21 protein-coding genes are annotated in these 21,240 nt (G+C 55.1%); 9 read left to right on the top strand and 12 right to left on the bottom strand.

The window, feature by feature from the left end:
* Positions 1–162: 162 nt before the first annotated feature.
* The 3 genes from J7413_RS18870 to J7413_RS18860 are packed head-to-tail and all read right to left on the bottom strand — an operon-like array spanning position 163 to position 2,482.
* Entirely contained in the window at positions 163–906 is a 744-nt protein-coding gene (locus tag J7413_RS18870) for a lysophospholipid acyltransferase family protein (RefSeq protein WP_209101073.1), read from the bottom strand.
* On the bottom strand, positions 906–1,808 hold the full coding sequence (locus J7413_RS18865) for an FtsX-like permease family protein (protein WP_209101071.1): 903 nt from the start codon (positions 1,806–1,808) through the stop codon (positions 906–908). The genes J7413_RS18870 and J7413_RS18865 overlap by 1 nt, the downstream gene beginning before the upstream one ends.
* Positions 1,805–2,482, bottom strand: coding sequence for an ATP-binding cassette domain-containing protein (locus tag J7413_RS18860; RefSeq protein ID WP_209101069.1), 678 nt, complete (start codon positions 2,480–2,482; stop codon positions 1,805–1,807). Before J7413_RS18860 ends, J7413_RS18865 begins: the two co-directional genes overlap by 4 nt.
* Positions 2,483–2,626: 144 nt before the next feature.
* Here J7413_RS18860 and J7413_RS20605 point away from each other — a divergent pair, with 144 nt between their 5' ends.
* Positions 2,627–3,691, top strand: a complete 1,065-nt coding sequence (locus tag J7413_RS20605; RefSeq protein WP_247743632.1) for a zinc-ribbon domain-containing protein — start codon at positions 2,627–2,629, stop codon at positions 3,689–3,691.
* 41 nt (positions 3,692–3,732) lie between these two features.
* Here the strand turns inward: J7413_RS20605 and J7413_RS18850 are convergent, their stop codons facing one another.
* From J7413_RS18850 to argH, 4 genes are all read right to left on the bottom strand, one after another.
* Entirely contained in the window at positions 3,733–6,252 is a 2,520-nt protein-coding gene (locus J7413_RS18850; protein WP_348538782.1) for a TIGR02302 family protein, read from the bottom strand.
* 84 nt (positions 6,253–6,336) lie between these two features.
* Positions 6,337–7,602 (bottom strand): diaminopimelate decarboxylase, encoded by a 1,266-nt coding sequence (lysA, locus tag J7413_RS18845; RefSeq protein WP_209101067.1) that lies wholly within the window; start codon positions 7,600–7,602, stop codon positions 6,337–6,339.
* A 100-nt stretch (positions 7,603–7,702) separates the two neighbouring features.
* Complete coding sequence (locus tag J7413_RS18840) at positions 7,703–8,020, bottom strand: DUF2834 domain-containing protein (protein ID WP_209101065.1); 318 nt, start codon at positions 8,018–8,020, stop codon at positions 7,703–7,705.
* A 447-nt stretch (positions 8,021–8,467) separates the two neighbouring features.
* Positions 8,468–9,859, bottom strand: coding sequence for an argininosuccinate lyase (gene argH, locus J7413_RS18835; protein WP_209101063.1), 1,392 nt, complete (start codon positions 9,857–9,859; stop codon positions 8,468–8,470).
* Between the two features lie 22 nt (positions 9,860–9,881).
* Here argH and J7413_RS18830 point away from each other — a divergent pair, with 22 nt between their 5' ends.
* The 7 genes from J7413_RS18830 (at position 9,882) to J7413_RS18800 (ending at position 16,669) form a co-directional block, all read left to right on the top strand.
* Positions 9,882–10,481, top strand: coding sequence for a TlpA family protein disulfide reductase (locus J7413_RS18830; RefSeq protein ID WP_209101061.1), 600 nt, complete (start codon positions 9,882–9,884; stop codon positions 10,479–10,481).
* 55 nt (positions 10,482–10,536) lie between these two features.
* Positions 10,537–11,163: a hypothetical protein gene (locus J7413_RS18825; RefSeq protein WP_209101060.1), complete on the top strand. Its 627-nt coding sequence runs from the start codon at positions 10,537–10,539 to the stop codon at positions 11,161–11,163.
* Positions 11,164–11,360: 197 nt separating this feature from the next.
* The gene (locus tag J7413_RS18820; RefSeq protein WP_209101059.1) at positions 11,361–12,203 is read left to right on the top strand and encodes an EAL domain-containing protein; all 843 of its coding nucleotides are present in this window, start codon (positions 11,361–11,363) and stop codon (positions 12,201–12,203) included.
* A gap of 195 nt (positions 12,204–12,398) precedes the next feature.
* Positions 12,399–13,574 (top strand): acetyl-CoA C-acetyltransferase, encoded by a 1,176-nt coding sequence (locus tag J7413_RS18815; protein ID WP_209101058.1) that lies wholly within the window; start codon positions 12,399–12,401, stop codon positions 13,572–13,574.
* Positions 13,575–13,769: 195 nt separating this feature from the next.
* Entirely contained in the window at positions 13,770–14,492 is a 723-nt protein-coding gene (phbB, locus tag J7413_RS18810) for an acetoacetyl-CoA reductase (RefSeq protein ID WP_209101057.1), read from the top strand.
* A 358-nt stretch (positions 14,493–14,850) separates the two neighbouring features.
* Positions 14,851–15,810 (top strand): transcriptional regulator GcvA, encoded by a 960-nt coding sequence (gene gcvA / locus J7413_RS18805; protein WP_209101056.1) that lies wholly within the window; start codon positions 14,851–14,853, stop codon positions 15,808–15,810.
* Positions 15,797–16,669, top strand: a complete 873-nt coding sequence (locus J7413_RS18800) for an EamA family transporter (RefSeq protein WP_209101055.1) — start codon at positions 15,797–15,799, stop codon at positions 16,667–16,669. Before gcvA ends, J7413_RS18800 begins: the two co-directional genes overlap by 14 nt.
* Here the strand turns inward: J7413_RS18800 and J7413_RS18795 are convergent.
* The 3 genes from J7413_RS18795 to J7413_RS18785 form a co-directional block, all read right to left on the bottom strand.
* A complete protein-coding gene (locus J7413_RS18795) occupies positions 16,666–16,830 on the bottom strand; it encodes a DUF465 domain-containing protein (protein ID WP_209101053.1) in 165 nt (54 codons plus the stop codon). The two genes, J7413_RS18800 and J7413_RS18795, sit on opposite strands and share 4 nt — an antisense overlap.
* Before the next feature lie 197 nt (positions 16,831–17,027).
* Complete coding sequence (locus tag J7413_RS18790; protein WP_209101160.1) at positions 17,028–17,780, bottom strand: methyltransferase; 753 nt, start codon at positions 17,778–17,780, stop codon at positions 17,028–17,030.
* On the bottom strand, positions 17,780–17,998 hold the full coding sequence (locus tag J7413_RS18785) for a DUF2007 domain-containing protein (RefSeq protein WP_209101051.1): 219 nt from the start codon (positions 17,996–17,998) through the stop codon (positions 17,780–17,782). The genes J7413_RS18790 and J7413_RS18785 overlap by 1 nt, the downstream gene beginning before the upstream one ends.
* A 59-nt stretch (positions 17,999–18,057) precedes the next feature.
* On the opposite strand from J7413_RS18785, the gene J7413_RS18780 reads away from it, so the two are divergent.
* Positions 18,058–19,059, top strand: coding sequence for a polyprenyl synthetase family protein (locus J7413_RS18780; RefSeq protein WP_209101049.1), 1,002 nt, complete (start codon positions 18,058–18,060; stop codon positions 19,057–19,059).
* A gap of 65 nt (positions 19,060–19,124) precedes the next feature.
* Here J7413_RS18780 and J7413_RS18775 read toward each other — a convergent pair whose 3' ends face one another.
* Positions 19,125–20,831 (bottom strand): tetratricopeptide repeat protein, encoded by a 1,707-nt coding sequence (locus tag J7413_RS18775; RefSeq protein ID WP_348538781.1) that lies wholly within the window; start codon positions 20,829–20,831, stop codon positions 19,125–19,127.
* Positions 20,832–21,037: 206 nt separating this feature from the next.
* A partial coding sequence (locus tag J7413_RS18770; protein ID WP_209100810.1) for a 4Fe-4S dicluster domain-containing protein occupies positions 21,038–21,240 on the bottom strand: 203 nt, incomplete at its 5' end.

Genomic DNA, 21,240 nt, shown 5'->3' with positions numbered 1-21,240 from the left:
CTTGTTAGAGAGACAAAAAAGGCGCCTTAGGGCGCCTTTTCTTTTAGCGCTTTACTTCATAGCTTTTGCGGCGCGTGGTGCCCAAGCCTCGTCCTATGACGCGCGACTTTGTTCAAATATTCAAAACACCGCGCGCCCTAAAGCGCCTCAAACTCTGAGATATCAGCGACGTACTGTATCTAGATCAAACCCAGCTTCTTGCATCAACGCGTTGGAGCGATCCTCAATGACCGCTTCCAGCTGCGTCATGAATTCTTTTTGGCTCAAACCCGGCTCAATGGGCGCTAAAAATTCTACCACAGCAAGGCCCGGTTTGCGCAGCATGGTGCCCTTGGGCCAGAACATGCCACAGTTTGTCGCCACTGGCACAGCGGTCTGTCCTGTTTCTTTATAAAGAGCGTAAGGGCCAACTTTATAAGGCACATACTCCCCGACAGGCACACGGGTTCCCTGAGGGTATATTGCCAGCTGACCGGGAGGCACCCGACCACTTTCGACATCCGCCAGCATCGCCTTGATCGCCGCGCCGCGTTTTCCGCGCCTAACGGGTACACAGCCGAGACGCCATGCATATACCCCAATGATTGGTGTAAACAGCAGTTCGTATTTCATGATGAATCTGGGTTGAGGCAACACCTTGAAAATCATCATGATATCAAGAAATGACTGGTGTTTTGCGGGTACCAGAACAGCCCCGCTGGGCACCTGTCCACGCACTTCAGATCGAATACCAACAAGCCAGCGCGCCGTCCAAATTGCCCAAGTCGCGTAGGTGCGACATGCAGCTGTTGCGCCCTTTGGCGAAAACAGTGCCCAAGGGAAAAACAAGATCCCCATCAACAGCATCATAACCGCATTCTGGATGACATAGATGATCGACAAGACCCATTGTATTGCCAGCCGCATCAGCTCAACTCCGACAGTGTTTTGCGCGCCGCAGCACCCGTTGCTAAATAGGCCACCCCAACGGCGACAAAGGGTATCAGCGCTAAGAAAAACCAACCCACGCCCTCAAAGCCAAGACCAGTCAAAAACCCGGCCTCTTCTTGTGAGGAAGGCAATAAGAGGATTGCCAAAGCCCCCACAAGCGTTCCAACCACAGACCCGCTGAGCGCCCGCAACGCAAATCTTCGCACAAAAGCGGAAGCGATGTAGTCATCTTGCGCACCAATGAGGCGAAGCACGGAAATAACCTGTGCATTGGCGGCCAAGGCCGCATTCGCCGCAAGAGTAATCATCGCGGCCATCGCAGCACCAATCAGGACAATCGAGACCCAACCAAGCAATCGTAAGCGCGTTGCAGCCTTTTCCAAGGGGCGCCGCCACCGTGTATGATCATCAAGCACAGCGCCGGGAACTTCTGCTTGCAAACGCAAGCGCAGACCCGCGGCGTCATAGCCTTCGTCTGTTTCCACAATCTCGATCAATTGTGGGATTGGCAGCGTGTCTATTGGCAGATCGGGCCCAAACCAGGGCGCAAGCAGTTCACGCTGCTCAGCCGCACTCAACGCCCTTGCCGATGCGACCCCCGGAGTGCTTTCAAGCAATGACAGCGCAACAGCCGTCTGCGCATCCACTTGTTCAGTGGGTGCAGAGATACGTAGCGTTGCGCTTTGGGCAAGCTCTGCCCCCCAGCGCGCAGCCAGCCGCCCGCTCGCAAGAGAAAGCGCAAGTGCAAAAACCGCAAGGAATGCCATCGCACCGGCAGCAAAAAGCGTGAGCTGCGCAGTAAAGCCGGTGGGCGGCACCACACGATCAGCTTGCACATCACCAACAACCAAAGACGAGAGACGACGTGCTTTACTCACAGATCCGCCCCCGCCAGCTGCAATTTTCGACCGGATATGCGCAAGACACGCGCTTGCACATGATGCTTTGCGGAGCGGATCAGATTAAGATCATGCGTGGCAATCAGAATGGTTTTGCCCATCTTGTTGAGCTCCACCAAAAGCTGCAGCAACCTTTGGGACATTTCCCAATCCACATTTCCAGTTGGCTCGTCAGCAAGGACAACATCAGGCGACATAATGACCGCACGCGCCAGTGCCGCCCTCTGCCGCTCACCGCCGGAGAGTTCCGGTGGCAACGCATCCGCACGATGACCGAGACCGACCCAACTCAATAGTTCCTTTAAGTTTGAATGCTGCTCTAACGAGTCCCGCCCCGAAACGGTTAACGGCAATGCCACGTTTTCTCGCAATGGCAAGTGATCCAAGAACTGGCAATCCTGATGCACCACACCAATTTGGCGACGAGTCATCGCATGATCATCACGAGTCATGGTCCGTACATCTTTACCGAAAAGCTGCACCTGCCCCGCCGTCGGGATCAACGCACCATAGCAGAGCTTCAGAAAAGTCGTTTTCCCAGACCCGGACGGACCAGTCAGAAAATGAAAGGATCCCGGGGCCAATTTGAGGGAAACATCATTCAACAGCTCACCGCCGCCGTAGCTATAGGCTATTTTTTCAAGTTCAATCACTGCGGGCCTCATGTATCCGGGCTGTTGTGCACGAGCATCGGCTCGGTTGCAATCCGTTCTACGCCTGCTTTGCACTTTCGCTATACTTCGTTACAGAATATGGTCCAGAGACAAAGATAAGAAGCTAGAGCGCAGGGGAAGACTATGCGGCTGACTTGCCCAAATTGCGGGGCGCAATATGAAGTGCCTGACGATGTCATCCCTACAGATGGTCGTGATGTGCAATGCTCAAACTGTGGCAACACATGGTTTCAGTTGCCAGCCGATCTTTCATCTGAACTGCACGAGCCTGAAGAACCAACAAACGAAAGCCCTGCCCTGCAAGAGGAGCGCGCGGCCGAGCCACAGCCTGAAGAAGTGGCCGCGACAGACGATTTCATAGAAGTCGAGCCTCCGGAACTGACCATCGCGGAAGACACGGCAGATCGCGAAGACGCATCAGAGCAAGATTCGGATGACGTAGATCTAGGTGGTACCGACTGGGATCTTGAAACAGAAGACCCATGGATGCCTGCGCATCGCGACACTGCTGCGACAAATGAAATTTATGAAGAAGAAGAGCTGAGCGACACACCTGCAGCTGCGCCGGGTACCATTGCGCAGACCACTGGTGGTAGCGACGACACGGTGTCCTCTGATCACACCAATGGCCCTCGGCGCCGAGGGCTTGATGACTCTGTCGCGGATATATTGCGCGAAGAGGCGGCGTTTGAATCTCAGGCCCGTGCCGCCGAAGAGTCTCAAGGTCTGGAAACACAAGCAGAATTTGCTCTGCCTGAGGTAGAGACCTCAGCCTATGATCCGGTAGAAGAGCGCTTGGACCGTCTCCGGGGACAAGATGAAAAACGCGCCAACGCGGCATCCCTTACGGATATTCGCTCGACACGTCGTGATCTGTTGCCAGACATTGAAGAGATTAATTCGACTTTGCGAAGCGCTTCGGACAAACCAAAACGCAAAGCAGATCCGCGCAAAGCAGAAGAGGCAGGCGCACGGCGCAGCCGAGGTTTCCGCCTTGGATTTGTTGCTGTTCTGCTGATCGCCGCCACTGCGATTTTTGTGTATAGCTCGCATGATCGGCTGAGTGCACAATATCCCGTAGCTGCACCCTACATAGAGAGTTTCATGACGTCCTCGAACCAGGCACGTATCTGGCTAGATGAAAAAATGACGCTGTTGTTTTTGAAATTAGACGAAATGACCGGCTAGTATACAGCCTGACTGTTCCGTTTGACCCCAACGCGATAGGCCTAGAACCGATCGAGCAAACGCTCCAGATAATTGCGTTCAATTTCAGGGCGCTCGGCCTCTCCAGCACGGCGTCGAATCTCATCAAGCAAGCGGCGCGCTTGGCGATACACATCTTCGCCTTGCAGCAATCCTTCCTGCGTTCCTGCAGCGCCGCGATTGCCTTGGCTGCGCCCAAGCGGATCCTGCGCGTTGCCTTGCGCCTCTGCAGTGCCTTGCTGGCCGTCTTGCTGCTGCTGAGCCATTGCCTCACCCAGGTTGCGCAGCCCTTCGCGCAGGGCATCCATGGCTTCGGCCTGCCGGTCTATTGCGGTCGCTAAATCATCTTGGCGCAACGCGTCTTCGGCGCCCTGCATAGCGCCTTCGGCCTGATCAAGCGCCTCACGGGCAGCGTCGCCTTCGGGCGTCCCCTGTCCCGGCAGATTACCAAGCTGCCTGTTCAATTCTTGACGTAAAGCGCGCTGGCGATCTTCGAGTGCCTCGGATTGCCCCGGCTGCGCCCCATCAGACTGACCCTGCTGACCTTCGCCCTCACCCCGTCCTTCACCGCCGGTGCCATCATGAGACTGACCACGTCCTTCGCCGCCATTAAAACCCTGATTTTCGCTTGATTGGCCACTTTGTGCACCCGGGTTAAATTGCTCCTGCAACTCTCGGAACGCTTCGTCAGACAGACCTTGTTGTTCTCGCAAAGTATCAGCGAGCCCCTCCATAGCCTGCTCCCCCTCGCCCTGTTGGCCCTGACCTTGGGTGACACGCATATTCTCCATCATGCGCTGAAGCTCTTCCAACGCTTGCTGCGCTTCCGCCATCCGGCCTTGTTCCATCAGCTCTTGAATGCGATCCATCATACGCTGAAGGTCATTTTGATTGAGCTGCATACGGTTCTGTGCAGTCTCTTGATTTTCCTGACCGTCCCCCTGCTGCGGCTCACGACGGGCCAACTCTCGCAGGTAATCATCGGTGGCCTCTCGAAGCTCCTGCATCAAACGTGCGATCTCGGACTCACTTGCGCCGTTCTTCATCGCCTCGGAGAGTCGCTCTTGCGCTTGCCGAAGCCGTTCAGCCGCGTCGCCAAGCGCACCTTCTTCCAGATCCAGAGCCAGCGCCCACAGCGCTTCTGCGAATTCATCACGCTTCTCGCTGCTCAAACCATGCGTTAGGTTTGTTTCAAGCCGCGTCAGTATTGTGCGAAACCGAAGGTAATCGGTTTCCTGCTTGAAGACTCCTTCCTCCGGCCGGTGCGAAATCGCGCGCATCAGCTGCGCAACACGCGTGCCATTGTCCTTTGACCAAAGAAGATCGCGCCGCAATTCTATGATCGCTGCCGCCAGAGGATCAAAAAACCGTCGGGCCGGCAGATCAAACCGCATAGGCCCTGTCGTACCCGTAAGCCCTGCGTCGTCTTTCACCGTAAGTGTCACCTCGACCGGCAAATGCGCCCAGGGATGCTTTGAGAAATCTTCAATGAGAACTTCTTGGAAATACGCGCGATCCCCTGAGATCGGGAGTGGCAGCGGGACGTCCACGTCAGGTCTTGCCTCTGGTGGAACGCGCAGGCCATATTTGCGTTCGATTGCGTCGAGATCCAAGCGCACAGTGGCACTGCCACCAACAACGCTATAGTCATCAGTCGCTTCAAACGGCAAAGTCATTTCACCGCGGCCAGATGTCTCGGGTTGCGCAAGCGCCATCACTGTTGGGGCGCCATCTGGCAGCAAAGCGATGTCCCAGCGCGCGCCGCCCGGCCCCGCAATATCAAGCATTCCAGATTGCGTAACCTCAAAGCTCTGTTCGGCATCCGCAGCGCTTTCGACAGGCCCAGTGCGTCCAGAAATTGTTTCTGCAACCGTTAAAGCGCCGACTTCCCCATAAAGCCTCAAAAGCACATGACTGCCCTCGGGGAGCTCCAACGCCCCTTCCGGCAAGTCGTTCAAATAGAGTGCCGGCTTTCCGGTGTAGGACGGAGGCTCAATCCAGCCTTCCCATGTCGGACCACTCGCCAGCGCACTCCCCCGTGGCGTGCCGAGATCTTGGATGGTCGTGAGATTTGCGGCCGAACCAAAAACCAGCGCGACCATGAAAAACAGCATCGCAATATGGCGCAAACCAAATGGATCAAGATAGGAAATCTGCAGGTTCGGCTGAACGACCTTGGCGCCTTCGGTGCGCGTCGCCATGCGCCCCTGATGTGCCTGCCAAAGCGCCTCGGAAGCGGCGTCGCCCCTTCCAACAGCGGGAGTATCGCGCAGCGCTTGAATTGGACGGCCAGGAAGAGTCGCATCCAGCCGTGCCTCTGCGATCTCCTGAGTCGGGAAAACAAAACGCCGCGCGCCGATAACCGCTGTGCAGGTTAGGCTCACAACCGCCAAAACGCCACCAACCCAAGTGACTTCTAACGGCAAAACCTCGTGCAGTCCGGTCATGAGCGCCGCAAGCACAACGATAAGAATGGTCCAGACGGGCCAGAACGCACGGGTAAGCGATTCTGCAAAAAGGCCCAAACGAGTCAGAGCAATCACTCTGCCAAGTCGTTTTAGCGCAACTTGAGACCCGTTTTTATTGACCACTTCACTCCCATCCGCATCGCAATGGGCCGCCAGGCCCTACAACCATTCTGGAATGCTATCGCGATTTATCATCTCTTCATAGCTTGGGCGTCGGCGGATAACCGCAAATTGATCGCCGTGCACCAACACCTCTGGTATCAGAGGACGCGTGTTGTATTCGCTCGACATCACGGCCCCGTATGCGCCCGCGCTTCGAAATGCGACCAGATCACCTGCCGCCATTGGCGCCATTTCACGCTCTTTCGCAAAAGTATCGCCGGTTTCACAGACAGGGCCAACAATATCATATTGTGCAGGCTCTTGGCCTGCGGCGGCTTCTTGCACTGGCACGATATCATGGTGTGCTTCATACATCGCGGGACGGATCAGATCATTCATCGCGCCATCAACGATCAGAAACTCGCGATCCTCACCGGATTTCACATAAATCACCTTGCTGACCATAATTCCGGCGTTTCCAGCGATAAGCCGGCCTGGCTCAATCTCGATTTCACACCCCAAATGGCCGAGCTCCCGCTTGACCATTTCACCGTATTCAACGGGCAGTGGCGGCGCTGTATTTGAGCGCTCATAGGGAATTCCAAGACCACCGCCCAGATCCAATCGTTTGATGTCGTGGCCATCTGCGCGAAGTGTTTCAGTCAGCTCCGCCACCTTACGATACGCCGCCGCAAAAGGCTCTAATTGCGTGAGCTGGCTGCCGATGTGTACATCTATGCCAACAACCTTCAGTCCGGGCAAAGATGCAGCGAGCGCATAAACTTCCCGTGCACGGCTGATTGGAATCCCAAATTTGTTCTCTGACTTCCCGGTTGCGATCTTGGCATGAGTTTTTGCATCCACATCCGGGTTCACACGGATGGTGATAGGCGCCTCGACACGCAGTCGCGTGGCAACAGCGCTGATCACAGCCATTTCAGGCTCACTTTCGACGTTGAACTGACGAATGCCACCCGTCAGAGCAGCCTCAATCTCTTCTTCCGTTTTGCCAACTCCGGAAAACACGATTTTGTCACCAGGGACACCTGCTGCTCTGGCACGCGCATATTCGCCGCCCGACACCACATCCATGCCAGCCCCAAGCGCGGCAAGCGTTTTTAGGATGGCCTGGTTCGACGCCGCCTTCATGGCATAGCACACAAGGTGGTCAGTGCCTTCTAACGCTTCGTCAAAAAGGCGAAAGTGCCGTTCCAAGGTCGCAGTAGAGTAGCAATAAAAAGGCGTACCAACTTCGGCAGCTATCTCTGAGACAGGCACGTCTTCAGCATGCAAAACACCATCGCGATAAAGAAAATGATCCATGGCCGTGCTCTCCTGAAGTCCCGTGCGCCGCTTTCAATCCCTCTTACGCGGCAGACATGATCCGTTCAATCCTGCCAGCCATTCTTTCAGCAGAAAGACATCAATTCCTTGGCGCTGAGCGCAAAAAGAGGAACAGAGGTAGGCCGAAACTCACACCAACCATCCAAGTTGCGGGGATCGCCAACAGCCCCATCCAGTTGCGTCGGGTCACAGTCTCGTAAATCACCCAAACGGTCAGCACGATCGCTGAAATCACCAGATCCCAGTAGATCCCAGTCACCGCTGGGTTGGCCTTCCATAAGGCGACCAATGCCGGAAGATCGAAGCCATTTTCAACGATCCATGGACCAAAATAGCGCATCGGCATAATGGCACCCCAGATGGCCAAGCCAAGGTAAATCCAACGAATTATGGTCATAGCACCCCCTTGCTCACACGCGGAAATGTGTTTGCAGATGTTACGCAAATCGACTGCGCTCAGATCAAAATGATAGGGATATCAAACCGTTCTGAAGCAGCCAAACTGGATGCGTCACTCAGCAACCATACCAGCGGCATCCACCGCCGATTGAGACACTGACAGTCCCATTGCTCAGACCAACGCTACCCGAGGTGTGAACGCCATCAGATCCAATGCCTATGTTTGCATTGGCCCGTGGCTTAAAGGGTTCTCCATCCGCACCGCAGGCGGCAACCGCCAGAAGGCTCAACACAACAAAAACGACTCGCAGCATCGGATCATTCTCCCCAAAATACACTTGCAGACTTAACGCATTGCGCCCCCAGAGGCAAAACTATTGGCCACTCGACCAAAAGCAAAGTGCCCCGAAAAAGTCGGGGCACACCCAATACACATCTGTTGAATTTAGCTCAGTTTTTCACGCCACGCGGTGATCTGTTCGCGCACTCTCTGCGGTGCCGTACCACCATAGGACATGCGCGAAGACACAGAATTATGCACGCCCAGCACGCCGAATACATCATCCGTGATTTCGGCGTGAACGCTTTGCATGTCTTCCAGTGTCAGGTCTGGAAGATCGCAGTTCTTGCTCTCCGCCATTGCGACCAAAGAGCCCGTCACGTGGTGCGCATCGCGGAAGGGCATATTAAGCGCACGCACCAACCAATCAGCCAGATCAGTCGCAGTTGAGAACCCGCTTCCCGCTGCCGCCTCCAGACTTTCACGGTTGGCGGTCATGTCTTTGACCATGCCCTCCATCGCCGCCAGCGCCAGCATCAGGTTGTCCGCTGCATCAAAGACCTGCTCTTTGTCTTCCTGCATATCTTTGGAATAGGTCAACGGTAGCCCCTTCATCACCATCAGCAAAGCGGTGTTGGCACCAAAAATCCGACCAATCTTCGCACGGATCAATTCAGCTGCATCCGGGTTTTTCTTCTGCGGCATGATGGAACTGCCGGTAGAGAACCGATCTGACAGCGTCACGAACCGGAACTGCGCGGATGACCAGATCACCAGCTCTTCGGCAAAACGGCTCAGGTGCATCGCGCAGATGCTCGCTGCAGACAGGAATTCCAGCGCAAAGTCACGATCCGCAACCGCATCGAGGGAATTTGCTGCCGGACGGTCAAAACCCAATGCCGCCGCCGTCATCTCCCGATCAATTGGAAAAGAGGTCCCGGCCAATGCGGCTGCACCCAAAGGCGATTCGTTCATCCGCACACGCGCATCTTTGAAACGGCTGAGGTCACGACCGAACATTTCGACATAGGCCATCATGTGATGTCCCCACGTCACAGGCTGCGCTGTTTGCAGGTGGGTAAAGCCCGGCATCACCCAGTCCGCACCGACCTCTGCCTGCGCCACAAAGGCGCGAATGAGAGCTTCGATACCAGAAATCGCCGCATCAATTTGATCGCGTACCCAAAGCTTAAAATCGGTCGCCACTTGGTCATTCCGGCTCCGTCCAGTGTGCAAACGCCCTGCAGGCTCTCCAATAAGATCCTTAAGACGCGCCTCTACATTCATGTGAATGTCTTCGAGCGCGGTCGAGAATTCAAAGCTTCCGCTTTCAATCTCTGACAAGACCGTGAGCAGCCCTTCCCGAATAGCTTCCGCATCGGTATCTGTCAGGATGCCTGTCTTGGCGAGCATCGCCGCATGGGCCCGAGAACCAGCAATGTCCTGTGCTGCCATTCGCTGATCGAACCCGATGGAGGCGTTAATCGCTTCCATTATGGCGTCTGGTCCAGCGGCAAAACGGCCGCCCCACATCTGGTTCGAGGTATCTTTGGTCATGAGCAGCCCTTTTGGAGCGAAAATGAAACGAAATTGGTCCGCGATGGTTTATACAGGCTTGGCAGCTTGCGCAATTGCTGCCTTCTCCTTTGTCACAGTCAGCGCGCCTGCGCAGGCTGCAGATGTCGACTACACAGCAGCCAAAGAGCTGCGTGATGGTGACATGCGAAAGCTGATTTTCCACCCAGCAGCAAAACAAATCTCGGAAAGCCCGTTCATCAAGGGCGATGGCGGTGAAGCGACGCTGCAGGACTACAAAGGCAAAGTGGTGCTACTGAACTTTTGGGCAACTTGGTGCGCACCGTGTCGCCATGAAATGCCCATGCTTTCAGAGTTGCAAACACAGCTCTCTGGTGACGATTTCGAAGTGGTGACACTTGCGACGGGACGCAACATGGTCCCGGCGATGGAAAAGTTCTTTGAAGAAATAAACGTATCCAATCTACCTCTACACCGTGACCCCAAAAGCACGGTCGCGCGCGAGATGTCTGTACTCGGGCTGCCTGCGACAGTCCTGCTGGATCGAGAAGGTCGGGAAATTGCGCGTCTGCATGGTGATGCGGATTGGTCGAGTGAAACCGCGCGCGCAGTTCTGTCGAGTGTGATTGAAATTACACAATAATAGTATCGAATTTAGCGGAGCTTTATTAACACCAAAACGATAAGGTGCCGCTGTAATGACCCGTCTGTTGTGCCTCATAATGCTGCCTTTGGGCGTCTTGCTGTCAGCAGAAATGCTGGCAGCGCAGTCTGTTGCAATTCAAAGCAATCGAAGCAAACTGGAGCAGATCAAAGACTTTTCTTTGAAGGGTGAAGCCAGATCTGAATTCAAAGAGTTTCGCCGTAAGTCAGAGTACTTCGGCAGCATCTATGTAAATCGCCCAGAGCGCGTGGCGGGAAGCTTTCAAAACACCAATTCCGTTGAGCTCGCAGACTACTATGCGCGCGCGGCTTGCCAAGCGAAGTCCAAGAGACCGCGGAATTGTGTGCTCTATGCTCGTGTCAAACCTAGGAAGTACAAACCCACGAAAAACACGCAAACGCTTTCACGCGAAGCGAATATCGAATTCAAAGAATATCTCCGCCTGCAAGATCGCAAGCGGTTCGGGGCTTTTGCCGCCTCAAACAACGGTGCATTTGGCTTCTCTTGGGCTGAGGCGTCATGGAAAGAGGCCGAACAAGAGGCGCTAAAGCGTTGTTCAAAATCGGCGCGCAAACTCATGCGCAAAACGCCAAAACTTCTACGTCCAATCGTCGCGACCCCTTCCAATCACGGATGCAGACTTGTGCACAAGTCTGACTAATCAGACACATACCCGCGGTTGCGCATTGGCTTTGCGTTCCAGCTTTGGAATACGCGGCCCATCTCAAGCTTCCAAGTTATCTAAAAATAAGCAGATTTACCGTCTGGCAAACGCTCCCGCGATAGGCTGTTTAAGTGTTGTTTCACTTGTCTGCACCTAAAATGCATAGCGCATCGTTAGAAAGTCGAGAGGCAGCTATGGGTCGCACGCCCAAAATAAAATCCGCCAAACCATCACGCGAGCACCGCAGCCCGCTTGCCTACGCTGTTGAAACGCGTGACTCTTCCGTCTTGGATATGGTGCGAGACGCCATTGCTCACAAGCAAGTTTTGCTTGCGTACCAACCCGTTGTGCAAGCCGCAAACACCAAGCGACCTGCCTTTTATGAGGCATTGGTGCGTGTTCTTGATGAAACTGGCCGTATCATCCCGGCGAAAGACTTTATGTCATCGGTCGAGGACAGCGAGCTGGGTCGCCAGTTAGATGTCCTTTCGCTCGAATTGGGCCTTCAGGCGTTAGCGGAACAACCCAACCTGCGCCTTTCTGTGAACATGTCGGCACGTTCGATCGGCTATGCCCCATGGATGGAGTGCTTGCAGCGCGGCTTGTCACGTACTGCAACCATTCCAGAACGGCTCATTTTCGAGATTTCGGAGAAGTCTGTTGTCCAAGTTCCTGAAATCGTGAAGGGTTTCATGGAAGAACTGCAGCTTAAGGGCATGTCTTTCGCCCTAGATGACTATGCCAGTGGACTGACCACTCTGACAGTGTTTCGCGACTTCGACTTCGACATTATCAAACTCGACGGCTCATTCAGCAGAAACATTGCAAACGATGCCGCCAATCAGGTGCTCGCAAGCGCCGTAGCCGCAATCTGCGAGCGGTTTGATATGCATTCAGTCGCAAGCCGGATTGAAAGCCCAGCCGACGCGCAGATGATGACAGACCTTGGATTTGATTGCTTGCAGGGCTTTGCGTTTGGCGCGCCGACGATTTCGCCCCCATGGAAATCGCGCAAGGCGCGATCCAGCGCAGCCTAAAAGCAAACAGACACGCTGACGCGCCTATCAAATCGGCGCCGATCCGCGCGCGAAGCAACATCCAGATCCGTGTGACACCCTGCCCGTTGCCGCACTGCGGCAAATGCGCTATCCATCTCAGAGAGGGAGCTTGGAGGCGTGGTCGAGGAGGACCAAAACCAAGTTCCACCCGGAATTTGGTAGAGGAAATTTTTCATGACAAACGTAGTGATCGCCTCCGCGGCCCGGACCGCAGTTGGAAGCTTCAGCGGATCATTCGCCAATACCCCAGCACACGATCTTGGCGCAGCCGTCCTTGAGGCGCTGGTAGCCCGAGCGGGGATCGATAAAGCAGACGTTTCGGAAACCATTCTGGGTCAAGTCCTGACAGGTGGACAAGGTCAAAACCCTGCGCGTCAAGCCCATGTCAATGCGGGCCTTCCTATTGAAAGCGCCGCTTGGGGCATCAACCAAGTTTGTGGGTCTGGCTTGCGCGCGGTGGCGCTTGCGGCACAACACATTCAACTGGGCGACGCGAACATTGTTGCCGCAGGTGGACAGGAAAACATGACGCTCAGCCCGCATGTTGCACATTTGCGTGCCGGAACGAAAATGGGCGACGTGAAGTACATTGACAGCATGATCCGCGATGGACTGTGGGATGCCTTCAACGGCTATCATATGGGGCAAACTGCTGAAAACGTCGCGGAAAAATGGCAAATCAGCCGTGATGCGCAGGATGCCTTCGCACTGGCGTCGCAAAACAAAGCTGAGGCCGCTCAGAAGGCCGGTAAGTTTGACGATGAGATCGTTCCCTTTACCGTAAAGACCCGCAAGGGCGACATCGTTGTGGACAAGGACGAGTACATCCGTCACGGGGCCACACTCGAAGCCATGGCCAAAATGCGCCCTGCGTTCACCAAAGATGGCACAGTCACAGCCGCCAACGCCTCTGGCCTGAACGACGGCGCTGCTGGCGCCCTCGTGATGAGCGCAGACGAAGCGGAAAAACGCGGAATTGAGCCTCTCGCGCGTATCGCCTCATACGCCACGGCTGGCCTTGACCCATCCATCATGGGTGTTGGGCCGATCTATGCGTCTCGCAAAGCATTGGACAAAGCTGGCTGGTCTGCGGAAGATCTTGATCTTGTAGAAGCCAACGAAGCCTTCGCAGCACAAGCATGCGCCGTGAACAAAGACATGGGCTGGAACCCAGATATTGTAAACGTGAACGGCGGGGCCATCGCCATTGGGCACCCGATTGGCGCATCTGGCGCACGCATTCTCAACACACTGCTGTTTGAAATGAAACGTCGCGACGCCAAAAAAGGTCTCGCCACGCTGTGCATCGGCGGCGGCATGGGCGTGGCTATGTGCCTTGAGCGTCCCTAAATCTGCGCCCCAATTCGTTTGAGAAAGCAAAGGGGCGCCCATGTGGCGCCTCTTTTTCTGCACCCAAGGGAGGACAATCTTCGCACAAGCAGAAAAAATATCTGCATCGCGGCATTTCATTGCGCAATTTTCTTGCGCAAATAATTTAATAAAAGTAACAGAGTTACTAAGGGAATTTGGAACTGGAGGACCAACATGGCAAAAGTAGCACTCGTCACCGGCGGTAGCAGAGGCATCGGTGAAGCCATTTCTAAAGCACTTAAGGCGGAAGGGTATGACGTCGCCGCCACATATGCTGGCAACGATGAAAAGGCAGCAGCCTTCACCGAAGCCACCGGCATCAAGACCTATAAGTGGAATGTGGCAGACTACGAAGCCTCCGCCGCGGGTATCGCACAGGTTGAAGCAGATCTTGGCCCGATTGACATCGTCGTGGCAAACGCGGGCATCACCCGCGACGCGCCCTTCCACAAAATGACCCCTGAACAGTGGAACGAGGTTGTTGATACAAACCTCACAGGTGTGTTCAACACCGTTCACCCAGTCTGGCCAGGAATGCGTGAGCGTAAATTTGGCCGCATCATCGTAATCAGCTCAATTAATGGCCAGAAAGGCCAATTTGCACAGGTCAACTACGCTGCCACAAAGGCAGGCGACCTGGGCATCGTGAAATCCCTCGCGCAGGAAGGCGCACGGGCTGGCATCACAGCAAACGCCATTTGCCCGGGGTATATCGCGACTGAAATGGTCATGGCAGTGCCTGAAAAAGTGCGTGAGTCCATTATTGGCCAAATCCCAACGGGACGCCTGGGCGAACCGGAAGAAATTGCACGCTGCGTGACTTTCCTCGCCTCGGAAGATGCAGGTTTTATCAATGGTTCGACAATCTCCGCGAATGGCGGCCAATTCTTCGTCTAATCTGTAAGAACACCAACTGTAGAGGGCCGGTCATTATGAACCGGCCCTCTCTGTTTGTCCCGTAAGTGCTTTGAAAGTTCTGCTTTCACGCGCAGCGGGACGGTTCCGTAAGTGCCATTTGGCGCAGCGGAACCTTTTTAATGCCAAGCAAAGCTCGAAAGATGCCAACAAAGACTCGACTACGCTCTGCGTGCGCTGCTTCAAAGGCTTGGCGGGTACGGGCGTTGTGCGCGGTCTCAATCATGGCTCTCTCACTCGCAGTTGAATGTATTGAATAACTGCACCCAATATGGATTTAACTATATCCCCTGACAAACGAGACTTTTCATACTTTCAGTTAAGCTGTACTTAAGTGAATATGCCTGACCGCCTGCCTCCACTAACTGCTCTGCGCGCCTTTGAAGCTGCTGCAAGACACATGTCTTTCGCAAAAGCGGCCGAGGAACTTTTTGTGACACCGGCGGCTTTGTCGTATCAGATAAAATCTCTCGAAGAGCATTTGGGCGCACCGCTGTTTCACCGCCTCAATCGCGCCGTTGCTTTAACTGAGATTGGAAACAGTCTGGCACCCGGCGTTCAGGAGGGATTTCAGACACTAACCGCTGCGTGGCGATCAGCGCAGCGCCAGACGGATGACGCAACACTGATGGTCACGGCCGGTCCAGCATTCACCGCGAAATGGCTGGCGCCCCGGTTTTATGAATTTGCACGCGCCCACCCGGACATCGATCTTCGATTTTCTGCAACTTTGCGAAATTTGGATTTCAATCGGGATGAAGTGGATGTCGCAATTCGGTTTGGTGAAGACCACAAAGAGCCGGGTTTGTGGTCTTTTCCCATGGCTCAAGAGTGGGTCACCCCTGTTATGGTACCGGAAATGGCAGAACGTTTCCCAACGCCAGAGAGCCTGTCAAAAGCAACATTGATACACGACGAGTCAATTGATTTCCTGCGTCCACGCGCTGACTGGGCGGCCTGGTGTCGGTTGATGAAACTTGACGTGGATACAAATCACGGCCCGCGGTTTTCAGGCGCAGACCACAGCATCGACGCGGCGCTCGCCGGCGCAGGGATCGCTTTGGGTCGGCGAGCGCTGGTGGTGAAAGACATCTATGAAGGACGCCTCGTTGCGCCCTATGGGCACGCCATCACTCTCAAAGCACGCTTCAGGTTCTTATGCCGCGAGGGCACGCAAACCCGCCCCCACATTGCCGCCTTGCACAGCTGGATGATGAAAGAGATTGAAAAAACTGCCGCTGTGACCCAAGCGTTGTCTCTCACCCCGGTCGAGGAGATTCCCCCACATGACGCGCACTAAGTCCACAGCCGTCGGGTTCATAGCTGTTTTGCTCTGGGCCCTGCTGGCGCTTTTCACCGTGGGCAGCGCCCCTACTCCACCGCTGCTGCTGAACGCTCTGTGTTTTACAGTTGGGGGCATGATCGGTGTGATTTGGGCTCTCATGACGGGCGAGTGGCGTGCGCTCTCCAAAGTGCCGTTTAAGGTATATCTGTTCGGAACACTTGGTTTGTTTGGCTACCACGCGCTTTATTTCAGCGCCCTTAGGCTCGCACCCGCAGCAGAGGCTGGCTTGATCGCCTATCTTTGGCCTCTGCTGATCGTATTGCTCTCAGGGCTTCTGCCCGGCGAAAGACTGCAAGGCGGCCACCTGCTTGGCGCGCTCCTGGGCTTTGCTGGGGCTGCACTTATCATTGGCGGTGGTGACGTTGGATTTAATCCTGCACATTTGCCGGGCTATGCACTGGCGCTGGCCTGCGCCTTTACCTGGTCAAGCTATTCGGTGCTCTCCCGTCGCATGGGAGATGTGCCTACCGTTTCAGTTGTGGTGTTTTGCCTGGCAACGGCCGTTTTGTCAGCAGGGTTTCACTTGCTGCTAGAAGAAAGCATCTGGCCAAACACGACGGTGGCATGGGGCGCCATTCTCGCGCTCGGAGTGGGGCCTGTCGGGCTGGCATTTTATGTTTGGGATATCGGTGTCAAACGCGGTGACATTCAACTGCTTGGAACCGCTTCATACGCAGCGCCACTTCTATCAACATTGACGCTGGTCGTATTCGGATTTGCGGAGCCCAGCCTACACTTGGGCGCTGCAACACTCCTTGTCACTGGCGGCGCAATTTTGGCTGCGCGCGCCAGCCTTAAAACAGCTCAGGTCTAAATCGAGAGCCTATTGATCTCTTCTTTAAGTCGGAGCTTTTGTTTCTTTAAGTCGGCGATGGCGAGGTCACTGCTGCCTGGCGAACGTTGTTCCTGTTCGACTTGATCAGAGAGGGCTTCATGTTTGCGTTTCAGCTCTTGCAGGTGTGCGCTTACGCTCATCTTGGTCTCCTATCCAAACGATCTTTAGCCCATACAGTGCAGCACATAATCCAGCGTCTGTCACGCACCGACTGTGTCACATTCGAAACACAAGAGAATTTCCGCCACATCCACGCTCCGCTGTCATATGCGCGACATGTGACCATTGAAACGGGCGGCGAATCAGCCCTCCACTGACTACCCGACTGATACGACGCCTACGGGAATGTCAGCGCAGCGCCGTTGCGCAAAACATCGCGCATTCGCTGCGTATAACTTTCACCATCGTGTGTATGCACAGCGCCTTCGTGCATCACCACTGGCGCATGCAAACGAAAGGCCGCACGCGCGCCTTTCTGGGCACGCACCAAAACCAAACCAGCATCTCGCCCGACACGGGCCTGTAAAGGCAACACTTGTAGCGCACCCAAAACTCCGGACATCTCCTCCAGCAATTCAGGCAGTTTTTCAGCGCGGTGAATGAACGTCGCTGTCCCCTTTGGCTTCAGCCGCTTTGCAGCCACTGCCACCCACTCAGCAAGCGGAGAGATCTCTCCCATCGCAACATCACGCCCGATGTCCTCTGCGCGCGTGCTGGCAGACCGATCAAAATAGGGGGGATTGGCCAAAACGTGATCAAACTGTCGCTGCTTCAGCGCCTTAGGAAGCGCTGTTAAATCAGCGTCCCAAATACGAGCGTCAGCCTCGTTTTCTGTGACGTTCTTTCGCGCCAAAGCTGCATAATCCGCCTGGATCTCCACAGCGTCAAAACACACGCCTGCGACTCTTGCGTGCAAGCACAGAAAGGCCGCACCAACGCCGCACCCCAACTCCAACACCTGATCGCCTGTCTTGGCTGGAACAGACGCCGCCAGAATGACTGGATCGACCCCCGCACGATAGCCTTTGGTGGGCTGCCAAAGTTGCACACGACCGTTCAAAAATTCGTTTAGAGACGCCTCAAGCTCCATCACGGACGCCCCATCGCAATCTCATTGTCACGCATAACGCGCTCAGCGCGCTGCAAGTCTTCACTCCGCACCATAAGGCGACGTGGAAAAATTCCGATGCCTCCTTCTAAGATGCTCATATTTACGTCCATTTCAAAGCAGTCTATACCCTCCCCTTGAAGCAGGGCTGTGGCAAAGGCGATGATGGTTGGATCGGTGCTACGCAAAAGCTCTTTCATAATGGGGATGTAAAGTCAGGGATCGACGATTGTCGAGCCCTCACGTCAGGAAGTCTAAGATGAGCCTCGATCACGCTGCCAGCAAACCACATGAAGCCCTCGCCACTCTGTTGCGCGACGACATGGAGGCGGTAAACAGCCTTATCGAAGCGCGCATGGCATCAGAACATGCGCCGCGCATACCAGAAGTCACTGCCCATTTGGTTGGCGCCGGGGGCAAACGCTTGCGCCCCATGCTAACACTCGCTGCCGCGCGCCTGTGTGGATACAATGGCCCACACCATGTGCACCTCGCTGCGACCGTCGAATTCATTCACACTGCCACTCTTTTGCATGATGATGTCGTTGACGAAAGCGCGCAGCGCCGCGGGCGCCCCACTGCAAACCTGCTGTGGGACAACAAAAGCTCGGTTCTGGTTGGCGACTACCTCTTTTCTCGCAGTTTTCAGCTGATGACGGAAACGGGGTCACTCGATGTGCTACGGATCCTCTCAAACGCATCCGCCACCATCGCCGAAGGCGAGGTTCTCCAACTCACAGCGGCGACCGACCTGCGTACCGATGAGAACATCTATCTGCAGGTTGTGCGTGGCAAAACCGCAGCGCTCTTTTCTGCCGCCACCGAGGTTGGCGGTGTGATTGCTGATGCAGATCCAGAAATCGTGAAGGCTCTTTTTGACTATGGAGATGCACTTGGCATCGCCTTCCAAATTGCCGACGATCTTTTGGACTATCAGGGCGAAACATCGCAAACTGGCAAAAACATCGGGGACGACTTCCGCGAACGCAAACTCACACTTCCGGTCATCAAAGCCATTGCGCAGGCGACACAAGAAGAGCGCCAATTTTGGGTACGCACCATAGAAAAAGGGCGCCAAGAGGACGGTGATCTTGAGCATGCGCTTGAATTGATGGACAAATACGGCACACTCTCAGCCACACGTGATGATGCCTATGCCTGGACAGCAAAAGCCAAGGCCGCGATGGCGAAACTGCCAGAGCATGAAATCCGAGACTTGCTCACTGGCATCGCGGATTACGTGGTTGAACGCCTGAACTGAACAGACAAAAGGTGCGCTCGGATCGTACCAAAGCGCGCCTTAAGACAGCGAAAACTGCTTAAAACTCAGTTCTGATTCTCTGCGGTCAACGGCGCAGCGCCCTCTTCTTCCAAGACCACATCGAGGCCATCTTCCAATTTGCGGCGAATACGATCAGGGTTGGCTTCCTCGACCGTGTCACCGTCCACAAAACTCAATGCGCGACGCCATTGAAACTGTGCTTCAAGCTTGCGCCCTACGGCCCAGTAAACGTCACCCAAGTGGTCGGTCACAACCGGGTCAACCGGCATCAATTCAACGGCCCGCTCCATGTGCTCAACAGCTTCCTCATACCGTCCAAGACGGAAAAGAACCCAGCCAAGACTGTCCACGATATAGCCGCTGTCAGGGCGCACCGCGACAGCGCGCTCAATCATATCAAGCGCTTCATCAAGCTTGATCTGCTTTTCAACAAGTGAATAGCCAAGATAGTTCAGCACTTGTGGCTGCTCGGGATTAAGCTCCAGTGCTTTGCGAAAATCTGCTTCAGCCTGTTCCCACTGACCAAGCCTTTCGTGGCTGATTCCACGCGCATACAAGAGGAACCACTGACGGCGCTCAAGCGTGTCATACAGCCCTATCGCCGCATCGTAAGCCTCTATCGCACCTGCAAAATCACGCTCCTGGCGGCGCAGATCGCCCAACGCTGTAAAGACGTAAGGCACATCACCATGGCTGCGTGTCAGCTGCTCAAGAACTTCAAGCGCGGCCTCCGTTTTGCCAGTCTCGCGCAAGGCCTCCGCTCTCCCGAGCTCAGCAGCATGAAACGAGGGGTCCTCAGCTGGGACCTTTTGGTATGTCTGAGAGGCCAATTCATACCGACCAAGCGTTTCGAGCAACTCAGCTGTCATCAACAACGCTTCTGTGTGGGTTGGGCGCAGGTATTCTGCCACACGCGCATACAATAGCGTGTAGTCGGCATTTGCTTCATTGCGCAACGCGCTTGCGATCGAATGATACACCTCAGCAATGCCATCTGCGGCACTGGTTACATGCGTGAAGGGCAAAGTTTCCCCAGCCACCAAGCGATCGCGCACCTCGCGCAGAGCGGGATCCAAATCACTGCCGAACGCAGAATCAATGCGTGCGATAGCGTCTTCATTGCGCTCAAGCTGCGACAGAACCTCAACTTCACTCATCACGCCTCGGCGCGTCAGCTGTAGCCCATCCATCGCATCGGCCTCATAGACGCTCAGCGCGCCCTCAAAATCGCCCACGGACGCCAAAGCCATCGCTTTGTGGTATGCGGCAAACCCACCAAGCCCAGGTTCTTTGGAAACCTCGTTGAATGCCTCTAAACCCTTAGACATTTCTCCGCGACCAATTTCAGCCCAAGCCTTCAGCAGGCCATCAACGAGAGGCCCGACACCGCCGTCAGCCAAACGTTCAAGAAGTTCCGTAAAATTCCCGTCTTCAACCAGTCCAGTCGTCAGGGCCATCTCGGCAAGTTGACTGCCATTGCCATCCGCGACCATTTGACGGGCAATCGGCATGGCACGATCAATTTGACCAAGGGCGAGAAAGGCGAGAACCGCATTTTCTTGCAGCAGTGGATTGCCAGGGTCCCGTGTGAGCGCCTGCGTGAAGTAACGCGCAGCTTCACTGTAGTCCGCTTCATAAGTGGCTTGGCGTGCAGCGAGGTATGACCCTGCAAGACCGTCTGCATACGCTGGAATCGACAGCGCGGCCAAAACCGCTGACAAGGCAACTGATCTGAAAAGCTTTTTGGCCACGTGAAACTCCCATGCATAGGCTGTCCCTTGAACGTAGTCGTGCCCATTGGGACACGCAATGGCGGGCAGGCAATAATGCGCCCAATTCCGTTCAAGTTTTGGAGGGAAGCCCCGTGTTCCGGAAAAATCAGCCAGCCAAACGCAAAACCCCGGCCTGTTTGCGCAGACCGGGGATTGGCTGATGCCATGTTGCACCAAAAGGAAAATCACATGTTCGGGTAGTTTGGTCCGTCGCCGCCTTGCGGGGTGACCCATGTGATGTTCTGGCTTGGGTCTTTGATGTCGCAGGTTTTGCAGTGCACACAGTTCTGGAAGTTGACCACAAAGCGGGCGTCTTTGCCCTCTTCTTCCACCACCTCATAAACCCCGGCCGGGCAGTAGCGCTGTGCGGGTTCTGCGAACTTCGGCA

Origin of the sequence: Shimia sp. R10_1, assembly GCF_017744095.1 — a bacterium.
Classification (GTDB): Bacteria; Pseudomonadota; Alphaproteobacteria; order Rhodobacterales; family Rhodobacteraceae; genus Shimia.
This window is presented reverse-complemented; position numbering and strand designations above follow the sequence as displayed.

Bases quoted from the DNA above. Each gene is read 5' to 3' on its own strand.
- J7413_RS18870 (WP_209101073.1), bottom strand. From the start codon at position 906: ATGCGGCTGGCAATACAATGGGTCTTGTCGATCATCTATGTCATCCAG.
- J7413_RS20605 (WP_247743632.1), top strand. From the start codon at position 2,627: ATGCGGCTGACTTGCCCAAATTGCGGGGCGCAATATGAAGTGCCTGAC.
- lysA (WP_209101067.1), bottom strand. From the start codon at position 7,602: ATGGATCATTTTCTTTATCGCGATGGTGTTTTGCATGCTGAAGACGTG.
- J7413_RS18840 (WP_209101065.1), bottom strand. From the start codon at position 8,020: ATGACCATAATTCGTTGGATTTACCTTGGCTTGGCCATCTGGGGTGCC.
- argH (WP_209101063.1), bottom strand. From the start codon at position 9,859: ATGACCAAAGATACCTCGAACCAGATGTGGGGCGGCCGTTTTGCCGCT.
- J7413_RS18830 (WP_209101061.1), top strand. From the start codon at position 9,882: ATGAAACGAAATTGGTCCGCGATGGTTTATACAGGCTTGGCAGCTTGC.
- J7413_RS18825 (WP_209101060.1), top strand. From the start codon at position 10,537: ATGACCCGTCTGTTGTGCCTCATAATGCTGCCTTTGGGCGTCTTGCTG.
- J7413_RS18820 (WP_209101059.1), top strand. From the start codon at position 11,361: ATGGGTCGCACGCCCAAAATAAAATCCGCCAAACCATCACGCGAGCAC.
- J7413_RS18815 (WP_209101058.1), top strand. From the start codon at position 12,399: ATGACAAACGTAGTGATCGCCTCCGCGGCCCGGACCGCAGTTGGAAGC.
- phbB (WP_209101057.1), top strand. From the start codon at position 13,770: ATGGCAAAAGTAGCACTCGTCACCGGCGGTAGCAGAGGCATCGGTGAA.
- gcvA (WP_209101056.1), top strand. From the start codon at position 14,851: ATGCCTGACCGCCTGCCTCCACTAACTGCTCTGCGCGCCTTTGAAGCT.
- J7413_RS18800 (WP_209101055.1), top strand. From the start codon at position 15,797: ATGACGCGCACTAAGTCCACAGCCGTCGGGTTCATAGCTGTTTTGCTC.
- J7413_RS18795 (WP_209101053.1), bottom strand. From the start codon at position 16,830: ATGAGCGTAAGCGCACACCTGCAAGAGCTGAAACGCAAACATGAAGCC.
- J7413_RS18790 (WP_209101160.1), bottom strand. From the start codon at position 17,780: ATGGAGCTTGAGGCGTCTCTAAACGAATTTTTGAACGGTCGTGTGCAA.
- J7413_RS18785 (WP_209101051.1), bottom strand. From the start codon at position 17,998: ATGAAAGAGCTTTTGCGTAGCACCGATCCAACCATCATCGCCTTTGCC.
- J7413_RS18780 (WP_209101049.1), top strand. From the start codon at position 18,058: ATGAGCCTCGATCACGCTGCCAGCAAACCACATGAAGCCCTCGCCACT.